Source organism: Pseudomonas sp. Root71, assembly GCF_001429045.1.
GTDB classification, from domain to species: Bacteria; Pseudomonadota; Gammaproteobacteria; order Pseudomonadales; family Pseudomonadaceae; genus Aquipseudomonas; species Aquipseudomonas monachiensis.
In genome coordinates, this window is the sequence record NZ_LMHY01000001.1 from 290395 (window position 1) to 303039 (window position 12645).

A 12645-nucleotide genomic window follows, 5' to 3' on the forward strand; every position below is an offset into this window, starting at 1 on the left:
CGAGAGCCCGGGCCCGGGCAATATCCGCGCATTTTTGCAGAACGATATTTTCCAATTGAGCAATATCGTCCCGGCAACCGTCTACAGTTGGACAGTAGGATCAGCGCACTTCTCGGTGCAGCCGCTGGCTATAAGAAGAGTGGGGTGTTCATATTGCGTATCAGCAAACCCTGTGGCGATGCATCGCCAACGCGGGCCTGGGCCGCCAATCGCCCGGCAGATGAAAATTTAGCCGCCGGACCAACGGCACTTTTTGGCGCTCGCGCTAGTCTTAGCGTGGATCGCGGTGACGGATGTCACTTCACCTGTCTACGCTATCCTTGTGCGAGACTCACGCAGGAATCCAGCGCAATATGAATGTCCTGATCGTTGATGACGAACCCTTGGCCCGAGAGCGCCTGAGCCGCATGGTTGGCGAACTCGAGGGATACAGTGTCCTGGAGCCTAGTGCCACGAATGGCGAAGAGGCGTTGGCACTGATCGACAGCCACAAGCCGGATATCGTGCTGCTCGATATCCGCATGCCCGGCCTGGATGGCCTGCAAGTGGCTGCTCGGTTATGCGAACGCGAAACTCCGCCCGCCGTGGTGTTCTGCGCCGGGCCCGATGAATTTGCCGTGGAAGCCTTACAGGCCAGCGCCGTAGGCTATCTGGTGAAACCTGTGAGAACTGAACAATTACATGACGCATTAAAGAGAGCCGAGCGCCCCAATCGTGCCCAGCTCGCCGCCCTGACCCGCCCTGCCGCCGAAAGCGGCAACGGCCCGCGCAGCCATATCAGCGCCCGAACCCGTAAGGGGATCGAGCTGATTCCGCTGGATCAGGTGGTGTATTTCATTGCCGACCACAAATACGTGACCTTGCGCCACGAAAGCGGCGAAGTGCTGCTCGATGAGCCGCTCAAGGCCCTCGAAGATGAATTCGGTGACCGTTTCGTGCGTATCCATCGCAATGCACTGGTCGCCCGTGAGCGTATCGAGCGATTGCAACGCACACCCTTGGGACATTTTCAGCTATTCCTGAAAGGCCTCAACGGTGATGCGCTGATCGTCAGCCGTCGTCATGTGGCTGGGGTACGCAAAATGATGCAACAGCTTTAAACAGCTGTTCGCAGGCCAATTTTACACCCGATTGCCGGACATCCGGGGCCAGGGAGGCCGAGTAGTATCTGATACAAGTCAAAGTGGATTTGGCTGAGCTGTTATTATCCGCCGTATCTATTCAGTACGGATTGATCCATGTCCTCTCGCCAGATCCGCATCGCCACCCGCAAAAGCGCTCTCGCCCTTTGGCAGGCCGAATACGTCAAAGCCCGTCTTGAAGCGGCTCATCCGGGCCTGCTGGTGACCCTCGTCCCCATGGTCAGCCGTGGTGACAAGCTGCTTGACTCACCGCTGTCGAAAATCGGCGGCAAAGGCCTGTTCGTCAAGGAGCTCGAAACCGCGCTGCTGGAAAATGAAGCCGACATCGCCGTGCACTCGATGAAGGACGTGCCGATGGACTTCCCCGAAGGCCTCGGCCTGTTCTGCATCTGCGAGCGGGAAGACCCGCGCGATGCCTTCGTTTCCAACACCTACACCCGCCTGGATGAGTTGCCCCGGGGCAGCATCGTCGGCACCTCCAGCTTGCGTCGCCAGGCTCAATTGCTGACCCGCCGCCCGGACTTGGAAATCCGTTTCCTGCGCGGCAACGTCAACACTCGCCTGGCCAAGCTCGATGCCGGCGAATACGACGCCATCATCCTCGCCGCCGCCGGCCTGATCCGCCTGGGATTCGAAGATCGCATCAGCTCGGCCATCAGCGTCGACGACAGCCTTCCGGCCGGTGGCCAGGGCGCGGTGGGTATCGAATGCCGCAGCGGCGACAGTGAAATCCATGCGTTGCTGACACCCCTGCATCACCAGGATACCGCCACTCGCGTGACCGCTGAACGAGCCCTCAACAAGCACCTCAATGGTGGCTGCCAGGTGCCGATCGCCTGCTACGCCGTGCTGGAGGGCGAGCAAGTCTGGTTGCGCGGGCTGGTGGGCGATCCGGCCGGTGGCCTGCTGCTCAGCGCACAGGCCCGGGCTCCTCGCGACGATGCCGAGGCGCTGGGTGTGCGAGTCGCCGAAGACCTGCTCAGCCAGGGTGCCGGCGCCATCCTCAAGGCGGTCTATGGCGAGGCTGGTCACGAGTGATCGGCTGGCGCTTGCTGCTGACGCGTCCCGCCGAAGAAGCGGCGGCGCTGAGCAGCCTTTTGGCCGAGCAGGGGATATTCAGTAACAGCCTGCCGCTTTTGGACATCATGCCCATTGCGACCACTGACACAATGCGCCAGGTGATTCAGGCGCTGGATCAGTTCTGCGCCGTCATCGTGGTCAGCAAGCCGGCAGCCCGGATCGGCGTCGAACTGCTCGAGCGGTATTGGCCAACACCGCCCGGTGTGAAGTGGATCAGCGTCGGCGCGGCGACTGCGCGGATCCTCGAGGATCACGGGCTGGACGTGAGCTTCCCGGCAGAAGGCGATGACAGTGAAGCCTTGCTCGAACTTTCCCGTCTGCGCGAGGCTATCGCACAACCCGATGCGCGAGTGCTGATCCTGCGCGGGGAGGGCGGGCGCGAGTTGCTGGCTGAGCGTTTGCGTGAGCTTGGTGCTAGTGTCGAGTATCTGGAGTTGTACCGCCGGGGGTTGCCGATTTATCCGCCGACACTGCTGCCGCAACGGATCCAGGCGGAACGCCTGAACGGGTTGGTGGTCAGCAGTGGACAAGGTTTTGAGCACCTGCACCAATTGGCCGGCGATGCCTGGCCGCAGTTGGCGCGGTTGCCGTTGTTTGTACCGAGCCCCAGGGTTGCCGAGATGGCGCGTGCCGCCGGGGCCAAAACAGTTGTGGATTGTCGCGGCGCCAGTGCCGCGGCCTTGCTGACGGCGTTGCGGGAGCATCCCGTACCCGTTTTCTGATGCAAAGGATGGATACGTGAGCGAAACAGCCTTGCCTAAAGATGACTCGCGACCGGTGCTTGATGCACCTGTTGATGCTCCTGTTGATGAAGTGTCGCCGCCGCCACCTGCTGCCGAGCAGCGTCGAGGCAATGGTCTGGCAATCATCGCGCTGCTGTTGGGCGCAGCCGGTGTAGCCGTGGGCGGTTGGGGTGTCTGGCAGGTGCGTCACCTGCAGGCCAATAATCAGCAGCAACTGAGCCAGGTGCAGGCGCTGAATGACCAGGCGCAAAGCCTCAAGCTCAATGAGGAGCGCCTGAGCGCACGCCTGGCGCAATTGCCTCCCGCCGATGAGCTGGAAGCACGCAGTCGCCTGGTGATTCAGCTGCAAGGTGATCAGCAGCGGTTGAACCAACGGCTGGAAACCGTTCTCGGCGCCAGCCGCAAGGACTGGCGTCTGGCCGAGGCCGAGCACCTGCTACGTCTGGCCAGCCTGCGACTGTCCGCGTTGCAGGACATCAGCAGTGCCCAGGCACTGGTCCAGGGTGCCGACGAGATACTGCGCGAGCAAAACGACCCGGGCTCCTTTGCCGCTCGCGAGCAGGTGGCCAAGACCCTGATCGCCTTGCGCAGCACCGAACAACCGGATCGCACCGGGCTGTTCCTGCGTCTTGGCGCGCTGCGTGATCAAGTGGCCAGCCTCACCGAGCTGGCACCGGAGTACAAGGACCGAGGTGATTCGTTGCTGGGCCTGACTGCCGATGGCGACGGTGCCAGTCGCTGGGCGCAATGGTGGGATCAGATTTCGCGCTACATCCGCATCGATTTCAATGCTGACAAAAACGTTCGCCCATTGTTGGCTGGCCAGAGCCTGAGTCAGGTACGCCTGGCCCTGAGCCTGGCGCTGGAGCAGGCGCAGTGGGCCGCACTCAATGGCCAGGCGGCGGTTTACTCCCAGGTGCTGGACGAGGCGCGGGACATCCTCAAGGGCAACTTCAACCCGGACAACGCGCAAAGCAAAGTCATGCTTGAGCAGGTCGCCGAGTTGAGCAAGCAACCTGTCACCGTCGTCACTCCGGACATGACCGGCACCCTGAGCGCGGTGCAGGGGTATCTGGAGCGGCGCAACGTCAACGCTGAAGATTCGGTCAAGCCACTGGCCAGGCCTGCCGCGAACGCCGCGCCGGAGGCCACGCCATGAGACGCCTCTATGTGATCGTGTTCTTCGTGATCGCTGCTACCGCTGCGCTCGGGTTGGCGATTGCCGAACACTCCGGCTATGTGCTGATTGCCTACAAGACCTTCCGTTACGAGTCGAGCCTGTGGGCTACCTTGGCGCTGGTGGCTGTGCTCTGGCTGGTGATCTGGGGCATCAAGTCGCTGGTCGAACTGGTGATGGCTTCCAGTGGCGTGGTCAATCCGTGGTCGCGGCGCAACCGCAGCCGTCGGGTGCAGGTGGCGATCGAACACGGTCAGCTGGACCTGGCCGAGGGGCGCTGGGCCAACGCGCAACGGCACTTGTATCGGGCTGCCGAAGCCGAGCGCCAGCCGCTGCTTTACTACCTCGGCGCTGCCCGTGCCGCGAACGAACTGGGCAATTACGAAGAAAGCGACAACTTGCTGGAGCGCGCCCTGGAGCGTCAGCCTCAGGCCGAGTTGGCGATTGCCTTGAGCCACGCCCAGTTGCAGACCGACCGCGGTGATACCGAAGGCGCCCTCGCCACCCTGCAAGCCATGCGTGAACGCCACCCTCATAACGCACAGACCCTGCGTCAGTTGCAGCGCCTGCTTGCGCAGCGTGGTGACTGGTCGGCAGTGATTCGCCTGCTGCCGGAACTGCGCAAGGACAAAATCCTGCCGGCTGCCGAACTCGCCGAGCTGGAGCGTCGGGCCTGGGGGGCGAACCTGTCCCTGGCGGCGCAACGGGAAGCAGACGGAACGGTGGGGAAGCAATCGCTGGAACGTGCCTGGCAGCAACTGACTTCGGCACAGCGTCAGGAGCCGCAATTGGTGCTCGCGTATGCCGAACAGCTACGGCAACTGGGGGCTCAGGTCGAGGCCGAAGAAGTGCTGCGCACTGCGCTCAAGCGCAGCTACGACAGTCATCTGGCACGACTCTACGGACTGGTTCGCGGCAATGATCCGGTCCGCCAGTTGCAGGCCGCCGAAGGCTGGCTCAAGGACCATCCGGCTGATCCGGGCCTTCTGCTGACTCTGGGGCGTCTATGCCTGCAAAACAGTTTGTGGGGCAAGGCCCGGGACTATCTGGAAAGCAGCCTGCGTGTACAACGCAATCCGGAAGCCTGTGCCGAGCTGGCACGCTTGCTGGCGCAAATGGGCGATGCCGAGCGCAGCAACCAGCTGTTTCAGGAAGGCCTGGGGTTGTTGGATGAGCGCTTGCTCGCGGCCCCTCTGCCAGCGCCGGTCCGCGCTTGAGCCATTCGTTGGCGCCGGGCTCCGGCGCCTGAGCGATGACCTGTGGCGAGGGAGCAATCGCCCTCGCCGCAGTGCGATGATCAGTTGAAATTCAGTCGCCAAATTTCGTCGCAGGAAAAGTCCTACAGCAGACTACATTTTATCCTCTCGCCTGCGTCGGGATTTCCCTACTCCTGTGCTGAAGTCTCTGTGGGCACTTGCCTTGAAAGGCTGTCGCGCTTTCCTCTACCGTAATGGTCTGTCACTACTTTTACGGAAAAGCCATGTCTTTGGCCTGCTCACGCTCCTTGTTTTTCATGGCTTTCATTGCGGGTGCCCTGGCGATGGGCGTTTCCTACTACCTGGAATATGCAGTCGGCCTGCGACCTTGTGGCTTGTGTCTTGTGCAGCGGTTTTGCCTGGCGCTCCTTACCGGCGTCTGCCTGATGGCTTCGGTCCATGGCCCCGGTCGCATCGGAAACGTTCTGTATTGGTTGCTCAGTCTTTGTTGCAGCCTGGCCGGCACTGTCACGGCATGGCGACAAGTCCTGCTGCAAACCCTGCCGGCGGAACAGGTCGCAGCGTGCTCGACGCATCTGGCGGACCTGTTGTCCAACTCGCCGTGGCTATCGGTCGTACAGCAAATGTTCAAGGGCGCTGCCGATTGTGTGGAAATTTCCTGGACGCTGTTCGATCTGAGTCTCACTGAGTGGAGCCTGCTGTTCTTCGTCGCGATGATGATTCTGGCCATTTACCAGTCGCTGCGACTGGTCTGGAGCGGCTATCAGCGACCACTCAGCGGCGAGTCGTCGCACCGGGCCTTTGCGGGCGATTAAACACTTGTATGAACTTTATCGCCTGCGTACCTTGAAGCCAGTGTCGCGCGGGCATAATCTGGCCCGCACGTGTCATTGGAATTATGTTGCTCGATGACGCTCTGCCTGACCGCCCACCGATGTTACAAGAGGCGAGCGGGCATAGAGCAGCTGACCCACAAGGGAAGAGAGATCACCATGCTCGAAAGTTGTCAGAATGCTCAGGAACGCTGGGGCGGAGTGCACCTGCTGATTGATCGCTGGTTGCAGGAACGACACGAACTGATCGGGGCCTATGACGCTCTCGGCGCAAAGCCTGAGGCGCTGGGTGAGAACCGCAAGCCCTTGCAGGAATTCTGCGGCGTGCTTGTCGATTATGTATCGGCCGGGCATTTCGAGATCTACGAGCAGCTGACGGGGGAGGCCAAGGCCTTCAACGACCAGCGTGGCCTGGAGCTCGCCGAGACGATCTATCCGCGTATCGACGTCATCACCGAAAAGCTGCTCGCCTTCAATGACCTGTGTGATGAAGGAAAGTGTGTTGCCGAAGAGTTCAAGACACTCGGCGGACTGTTGCATGAGCGCTTTGAACTGGAAGACTGTCTGATCGAGGTGCTGCATACCGCCCACAAGGAAACTGATTCGGTTCAGGCCTGAAACACTTCTCTGCAAGATCCCGAAACGGCGTGCCAAGGCACGCCGTTTTCTGTTTGCGTTGTCAGCTGGTGGCTCCGCGCAATTCAACTTCGAACACCAGTGGAGTGAACGGAGCAATCACGTCGCCGGCACCGTCGGCGCCATAGGCTTGAGCCGATGGAATCACCAGTCGCCATTTCGCCCCAACCGGCATGTTCTGCAGCGCGCTGCGCCATCCGGCGATCACGCTGTCGAGACTGAACCATTGTGGCTGACTGCTCTGATCGAACACCGTACCGTCGGGCAAGCGACCGATGTACAGCACCTGCACCTTGCCGTTCGGTCCGGGCTTGGCGCCAGTGCCTGGCGTCAACTCGGTCAGCAACACGCCATCGGCCAGTTCGCGCACGCCGGGTCTGGCTTTTTCCGTGGCGAGAAATCGCTGTTCTTTTTCCAGTGCCATTTCGCTTTGCGGCTCGTCTGACTGCATGGCGATCCGGGCTTCATGCTCGTTCAGTATCTGCTGGATCTGCTCGTCCTTCAGCGCTAGCGGCTTGCCCTGATAGGCCTGCTGCAATCCTTCGACCAGTGCCTGGAGCTGCAGGTCGGGAGCCTCTTGGCGCAAGCGTTCGCCAAGGCTTGCGCCCAGGCTGTAAGCGAGATCGTGGGCTTCATTTCCCTGCGTTTTTTCGGCGGCCTGGGCCACCGAAAAAAACACACACAGCGATAAAAAAAGGTAGCGCGACATGAGCTCTCTCCGACCTGAATTGCGGGCGATTATGCCAGCGAGAATATGCGCAACGGTGAACTGCTTTTGCGCCGAGGCAGAAGTTTTTCAAACCTTTGCAACACAGCGCTTTCGATAGTGTCAACATGCCCTAGCGGCGGTTGCTGCAGAGGTCTAGTATGAGCCGCACTCACTTCAGCCAGGAGGTAAACCATGTCGGCCACCAAGAAGCCAGTAAACACTCCGTTGCACTTGCTCCAACAACTCTCGAGCAGCCTGCTCGAGCATCTGGAAACCGCTTGTTCCGAAGCCTTGGCTGATGCTGAAAAGTTGCTCGCCAAACTGGAAAAGCAGCGCGGAAAAGCGCAAGAAAAACTGCACAAGTCCCGTACTAAATTGCAGGACGCTGCGGCAGCCGGAAAAGCCAAGGCGCAAGCCAAGGCCAAGGGCGCAGTGGCCGATCTTGAGGAACTGCTCGATGCCCTCAAGGATCGTCAATCGGAAACCCGCGGCTACATTCTGCAACTCAAGCGCGATGCTCAGGAAAGCCTGAAACTGGCCCAGGGCGTCGGTCGTGTACAAGAGGCTGTCGGCAAGGTGTTGTCCCTGCGTGCGGCCAAGCCTGCTGCGGCACCAGCGAAGAAAGCCGCTGCCAAACCGGCTGCTGCAAAAGCACCGGCCAAGCCTGCTGCTGCAAAACCTGCAGCTGCCAGGCCAGTCGCTAAAACTGCCGCGGCCAAACCTGCTGCCAAACCGGCTGCGAGAAAACCGGCTGCTGCCAGCGCTGCAAAACCTGCGGCTAAAACCACGGCTGCCAAACCAGCCGCCGCACGACCTGCCGCTGCAAGAACCGCTGCTGGTAAACCAGCCGTAGCTAAAACCGCCGCTGCAAAACCAGCAGCTAAACCGGCTGCAAAACCAGTAGCCAAAGCAGCTGCAAAACCGGCCGCTAAACCAGCTGCCCGGACCGCTGCGGCGAAACCTGCTGCCAAGCCGGCGGCCAAACCCGTCGCTGCAAAACCAGCAGCCAAGCCCGCTGCCAAACCTGCTGTAAAAGCGGCTGCCAAACCAGCCGCAAAACCAGCTGCAGCGAAACCAGCAGTCGCCGCCAAGCCGGCCGCTGCCAAGCCAGTTGCCGCCAAACCTGCTGCGGCAAAACCCGCTGCAAAACCAGCGGCCAAACCTGCAGTGAAAAAGCCGGTTGCCGCCAAGCCAGCCACCGCACCGGTTGCCAAGCCAGCCAACCCGGCTCCGGCAGCAACGTCTGCTTTAGCAGCAGCCACCTCGACAGCCACGCCAGCGCCAACGCCGGCCGCCGCATCGATCGCAGCAACCACCCCAACCAGCGCTTCCTAAGTGCCGGTTACCGCGACGCGCAGCTGATGCAGCGCGTCGCGGTGCAGGTGGGCGGCACCCGCCGCCGCACCTTCCAGCCAGGCCGATAGATCGGTCTCGGCATCTTGCGGCCAACTCTGCGCTGCTCTCTCGAGCCGCAACAACAGATGCCGCTCGGCTTCCAGCTCCAGTGCCTTCACTTGTTCACGCAGGTTGTGCAAGTCGGCGTCTGCCGTGGCAGCGGCTTTCCAGTGTGTGCGCAAGGCGCGTAACGGCCGCACGACATCGGCGTCCCAAGGAACGGCCACACTTCGCAGTTGTTGCAAGCGCTGCTCATCGCAGGCCACGCCTCGCTGTCCCAACCAGGCAGCACACAGCAACAGACACACGTTGATACCCGCCGACTGCAATTGCAGGCATGCCTGCTCAATACCCGGTCGAGCGTAAGTGTTCAGGGAAAAGCTCCACAGGTCAGAGGACATAGTGCTACTCGCGCCAGTTGCGAGCGAAGCTGGTAGACTCCGCCGCCATTATGATTCGACTTCAGAACCTGACTTTACAGCGTGGCCCGCAACGTCTGCTAGAAGACGCCGAGCTGACCCTGCACGCCGGCCAGAAAGCCGGCCTCATCGGTGCCAACGGCGCCGGCAAATCGAGCCTGTTCGCCTTGCTTCGGGGCGAACTGCACCCGGACTCGGGTGATTGCTTCCTGCCGGCCGACTGGCGTATCGCCCACATGCGCCAGGAGGTCGACACCCTCGAGCGCCTGGCGGTCGACTACGTGCTCGATGGCGACCTGCGCCTGCGCCAGGTGCAACGCGACCTGGCGGCAGCCGAAGCGGCCCATGACGGTGCCGCACAGGCCCGCCTGCACTCGGAGCTCGACAGCGCCGACGGTTACACCGCCGACGCCCGGGCGCGCAAGTTGCTGGCCGGCCTCGGGTTCACCAACGAGCAGATGGATCGCCAGGTCGGGGATTTCTCCGGTGGCTGGCGGATGCGCCTGAACCTGGCGCAGGCCTTGATGTGCCCGTCGGACCTGCTGCTGCTCGACGAACCGACCAACCACCTCGACCTCGACGCCATCATCTGGCTCGAAGAGTGGCTCAAGAGTTATCCCGGCACCTTGATGCTGATTTCCCACGACCGGGATTTCCTCGATGCCGTGGTCGACCACATAGCCCACGTCGATCAGCGCAAGATCACCCTGTACCGCGGTGGCTACAGCGCCTTCGAGCGCGCCCGTGCCGAACGCCTGGCCCAGCAACAGCAGGCGTACGAGAAGCAGCAGGTGCAACGTGCGCACATGGAAAGCTACATCGCCCGCTTCAAGGCCCAGGCCACCAAGGCCCGTCAGGCCCAGAGCCGGATCAAGGCACTGGAGCGGATGGAAGAGCTGACCGCTGCCCATGTCGATTCGCCGTTCGACTTTGTCTTTCGTGAATCGCAGAAGATTTCCAGCCCGCTGATCGACCTGTCCGATGCCCGCTTGGGTTACGGCGACAAAGCCGTGCTGGAGAAGGTCAAGCTGCAACTGACCCCGGGTGCGCGAATCGGTCTGCTCGGCCCGAACGGTGCCGGTAAGTCGACCCTGATCAAGAACCTTGCCGGTGAGCTTTCGCCTCTGGCCGGCCGCTTGACCCGTGGCGAGAACACCGTGGTCGGTTACTTCGCCCAGCATCAACTCGATTCTCTGGACTCCAAGGCCAGCCCGTTGCTGCACCTGCAGCGCCTGGCACCAACCGAGCGCGAACAGACCCTGCGCGACTTCCTCGGTGGTTTCGACTTCCGTGGCGCGCGAATCGACGAGCCGGTACTGAATTTTTCCGGTGGCGAGAAAGCCCGCCTGGCGTTGGCCTTGATTGCCTGGGACCGACCGAACCTGTTGCTGCTCGACGAACCGACCAACCATCTGGACCTGGAAATGCGCCTGGCGCTGACCATGGCCCTGCAAGAGTTCAGTGGTGCGGTATTGGTGGTTTCTCACGATCGCCACTTGCTCAAAAGCACCACCGACAATTTCTATCTGGTGGCGGACGGCAAGGTCGAGGAGTTCGACGGCGACCTGGAGGACTACACCCGCTGGCTGGTGGAGTATCGCCAGCGCAACGCCCCGGTCAGCAACACGCCGGTCAACCCGGACAAGACCGACAAGAAAGCCCAGCGTCAGGCCGCTGCTGCGTTGCGTCAGCAACTGGCGCCGCACAAGCGCGAGGCTGACAAGCTCGAAGCCGAACTCGGCAAGCTCCACGAAAAGCTGGCGAAGATCGATGCCAGCCTCGGCGACAGTGACATCTACGAGCCGGCGCGCAAGAACGAATTGCGTGACCTGCTGGCCGAACAGGCCAGGCTGAAGGTGCGTGAGGCAGAGCTGGAAGAAGCGTGGATGGAAGCCCTGGAATTGCTGGAAAGCATGCAGGCGGAGCTGGAGGCACTGTCCTGATGGACGCCTTCAAGATGCCGCTACCGGCGGTGTGGGCCGAGCCGATCTGGCTTGGGGTGCAAATCCTGCTGATCCTTCTGGCCGGCTACATCGCCCAGCGTTTCGTCGCCAAATGCCTGACCCGTCTCGGTGAGCGCTATCCGTTTCCGCCGCAGTTGCTGATGCCGCTGCGCGGTGGTCTACGCTGGCTGATCATGGGTAGTGCGCTGATTTTCGTCCTGGAGCGACTCGGTGTCTCGGCTACGGTGCTCTGGACCGCGTTGTCTGGTTTCGTCGCGGTCGCGGCGGTGGCGTTTTTCGCCATGTGGAGCGTGTTGTCGAACCTGCTGTGCGCGATCCTGATCTTCACCGTCGGCCCGTTTCGCATCGGTGACGTGGTCGAGTTGGTGGACACCACCGACAAGCCCGGCGTCAAAGGCCGGGTGGTGGCGATCAATCTTCTTTACACCACGCTGGTCGAGGCCGAAGAGCTCGGCACCGGCAGCGCGATGGTGCAGGTGCCCAACAGTTTGTTCTTCCAGCGTTCGGTACGGCGCTGGCGCGGGACGGATGTGTTTCCTTCCAGCGGGTTTGAGAAGTAAGGCTTCTGCTGCCTGATACACCGCGATCGCGAGCAAGTCGGCAGTCGCCATGTCCTACAAAAAATCGGTAGTCATTGGCCCAAAGCCGCATTAGCTTAGACGTCTGTCACGAATCTGAGTCGAGGTGTGCAATGGAGCTTCAAACATGGCTGGCGTTTTTTGCCGCCTGCTGGGTCATCAGCCTGTCTCCCGGTGCCGGCGCCATTGCGTCGATGTCCAGCGGCCTGCAATACGGTTTCTGGCGCGGCTACTGGAACGCCCTGGGCCTGCAACTGGGCCTGGCTTTGCAGATCGCCATCGTCGGTGCCGGTGTCGGCGCCATTCTCACGGCTTCGGCCACGGCCTTCTACGCCATCAAGTGGTTTGGCGTGGCGTATCTGGTTTACCTCGCGATCAAGCAATGGCGTGCGCTGCCCAGCGATATGAGCGATGACGCGGCCCTGCGCCAGATCGGCAAGCCGATGGCCCTGGTGTTCCGTGGGTTTCTGGTGAACATCAGCAACCCGAAGGCGCTGGTGTTCATGCTGGCGGTGCTGCCGCAGTTCATCGACCCCCATGCTCCGCTGCTGATTCAGTATCTGGTGATCGGCGTGACCATGGTATGCGTCGACCTGATTGTCATGGCCGGCTACACCGGCCTGGCGTCCAAAGTGCTTCGTATGTTGCGAACGCCGAAACAGCAAAAACGCATGAACCGCACCTTTGCTGGGCTGTTCATCGGTGCGGCGGCGTTCATGGCGACGTTGCGCAGGGCTGCCGTTTAAAACGGC

At 61.5% G+C, this 12645-nt stretch carries 13 protein-coding genes; 11 read left to right on the forward strand and 2 right to left on the reverse strand.

Annotated elements, in window-relative coordinates; translation table 11 throughout:
• The first annotated feature begins 353 nt into the window (after positions 1 to 353).
• The 7 genes from ASD95_RS01395 (at position 354) to ASD95_RS01425 (ending at position 6810) form a co-directional block, all read left to right on the forward strand.
• Positions 354 to 1100: a LytR/AlgR family response regulator transcription factor gene (locus ASD95_RS01395; RefSeq protein WP_008048635.1), complete on the forward strand. Its 747-nt coding sequence runs from the start codon at positions 354 to 356 to the stop codon at positions 1098 to 1100.
• Positions 1101 to 1238: 138 nt separating this feature from the next.
• A complete protein-coding gene (hemC, locus tag ASD95_RS01400) occupies positions 1239 to 2180 on the forward strand; it encodes a hydroxymethylbilane synthase (protein WP_056726362.1) in 942 nt (313 codons plus the stop codon).
• Entirely contained in the window at positions 2177 to 2944 is a 768-nt protein-coding gene (locus ASD95_RS01405; RefSeq protein WP_056726363.1) for a uroporphyrinogen-III synthase, read from the forward strand. Before hemC ends, ASD95_RS01405 begins: the two co-directional genes overlap by 4 nt.
• A 16-nt stretch (positions 2945 to 2960) precedes the next feature.
• Entirely contained in the window at positions 2961 to 4124 is a 1164-nt protein-coding gene (locus tag ASD95_RS01410) for a uroporphyrinogen-III C-methyltransferase (RefSeq protein WP_056726364.1), read from the forward strand.
• Positions 4121 to 5359 carry a heme biosynthesis protein HemY gene (locus tag ASD95_RS01415; RefSeq protein ID WP_056726365.1) on the forward strand — a complete coding sequence of 413 codons (1239 nt, stop codon included), beginning with the start codon at positions 4121 to 4123 and terminating at the stop codon, positions 5357 to 5359. Before ASD95_RS01410 ends, ASD95_RS01415 begins: the two co-directional genes overlap by 4 nt.
• 263 nt (positions 5360 to 5622) lie before the next feature.
• Positions 5623 to 6174, forward strand: coding sequence for a disulfide bond formation protein B (locus ASD95_RS01420; RefSeq protein WP_056726366.1), 552 nt, complete (start codon positions 5623 to 5625; stop codon positions 6172 to 6174).
• A 177-nt stretch (positions 6175 to 6351) separates the two neighbouring features.
• Positions 6352 to 6810: an Rsd/AlgQ family anti-sigma factor gene (locus ASD95_RS01425; protein WP_056726367.1), complete on the forward strand. Its 459-nt coding sequence runs from the start codon at positions 6352 to 6354 to the stop codon at positions 6808 to 6810.
• 61 nt (positions 6811 to 6871) lie between these two features.
• On the opposite strand, the gene ASD95_RS01430 is transcribed toward ASD95_RS01425, so the two are convergent.
• The gene (locus ASD95_RS01430; RefSeq protein WP_056726368.1) at positions 6872 to 7537 is read right to left on the reverse strand and encodes an FKBP-type peptidyl-prolyl cis-trans isomerase; all 666 of its coding nucleotides are present in this window, start codon (positions 7535 to 7537) and stop codon (positions 6872 to 6874) included.
• A 192-nt stretch (positions 7538 to 7729) separates the two neighbouring features.
• On the opposite strand from ASD95_RS01430, the gene ASD95_RS28215 reads away from it, so the two are divergent.
• Entirely contained in the window at positions 7730 to 8872 is a 1143-nt protein-coding gene (locus ASD95_RS28215; RefSeq protein WP_082562994.1) for an AlgP family protein, read from the forward strand.
• Here ASD95_RS28215 and ASD95_RS01450 read toward each other — a convergent pair.
• Positions 8869 to 9333, reverse strand: coding sequence for a TIGR02444 family protein (locus tag ASD95_RS01450; protein ID WP_056726371.1), 465 nt, complete (start codon positions 9331 to 9333; stop codon positions 8869 to 8871). The genes ASD95_RS28215 and ASD95_RS01450 overlap by 4 nt on opposite strands.
• A gap of 50 nt (positions 9334 to 9383) precedes the next feature.
• Here ASD95_RS01450 and ASD95_RS01455 point away from each other — a divergent pair, with 50 nt between their 5' ends.
• From ASD95_RS01455 to rhtB, 3 genes are all read left to right on the forward strand, one after another.
• Positions 9384 to 11294 carry an ATP-binding cassette domain-containing protein gene (locus tag ASD95_RS01455; protein WP_056726372.1) on the forward strand — a complete coding sequence of 637 codons (1911 nt, stop codon included), beginning with the start codon at positions 9384 to 9386 and terminating at the stop codon, positions 11292 to 11294.
• Positions 11294 to 11875: a mechanosensitive ion channel family protein gene (locus tag ASD95_RS01460; RefSeq protein WP_056726373.1), complete on the forward strand. Its 582-nt coding sequence runs from the start codon at positions 11294 to 11296 to the stop codon at positions 11873 to 11875. The genes ASD95_RS01455 and ASD95_RS01460 overlap by 1 nt, the downstream gene beginning before the upstream one ends.
• A 131-nt stretch (positions 11876 to 12006) precedes the next feature.
• The gene (gene rhtB, locus ASD95_RS01465) at positions 12007 to 12639 is read left to right on the forward strand and encodes a homoserine/homoserine lactone efflux protein (protein WP_056726374.1); all 633 of its coding nucleotides are present in this window, start codon (positions 12007 to 12009) and stop codon (positions 12637 to 12639) included.
• The last annotated feature ends 6 nt before the right edge of the window (positions 12640 to 12645 follow it).

Excerpts from the sequence above, each read along its gene's own strand:
- ASD95_RS01415 (WP_056726365.1), top strand. The coding sequence starts at position 4,121 with ATGAGACGCCTCTATGTGATCGTGTTCTTCGTGATCGCTGCTACCGCT.
- ASD95_RS01455 (WP_056726372.1), top strand. The coding sequence starts at position 9,384 with ATGATTCGACTTCAGAACCTGACTTTACAGCGTGGCCCGCAACGTCTG.
- rhtB (WP_056726374.1), top strand. The coding sequence starts at position 12,007 with ATGGAGCTTCAAACATGGCTGGCGTTTTTTGCCGCCTGCTGGGTCATC.
- ASD95_RS01450 (WP_056726371.1), bottom strand. The coding sequence starts at position 9,333 with ATGTCCTCTGACCTGTGGAGCTTTTCCCTGAACACTTACGCTCGACCG.
- ASD95_RS01460 (WP_056726373.1), top strand. The coding sequence starts at position 11,294 with ATGGACGCCTTCAAGATGCCGCTACCGGCGGTGTGGGCCGAGCCGATC.
- hemC (WP_056726362.1), top strand. The coding sequence starts at position 1,239 with ATGTCCTCTCGCCAGATCCGCATCGCCACCCGCAAAAGCGCTCTCGCC.
- ASD95_RS01395 (WP_008048635.1), top strand. The coding sequence starts at position 354 with ATGAATGTCCTGATCGTTGATGACGAACCCTTGGCCCGAGAGCGCCTG.
- ASD95_RS01425 (WP_056726367.1), top strand. The coding sequence starts at position 6,352 with ATGCTCGAAAGTTGTCAGAATGCTCAGGAACGCTGGGGCGGAGTGCAC.
- ASD95_RS28215 (WP_082562994.1), top strand. The coding sequence starts at position 7,730 with ATGTCGGCCACCAAGAAGCCAGTAAACACTCCGTTGCACTTGCTCCAA.
- ASD95_RS01420 (WP_056726366.1), top strand. The coding sequence starts at position 5,623 with ATGTCTTTGGCCTGCTCACGCTCCTTGTTTTTCATGGCTTTCATTGCG.
- ASD95_RS01430 (WP_056726368.1), bottom strand. The coding sequence starts at position 7,537 with ATGTCGCGCTACCTTTTTTTATCGCTGTGTGTGTTTTTTTCGGTGGCC.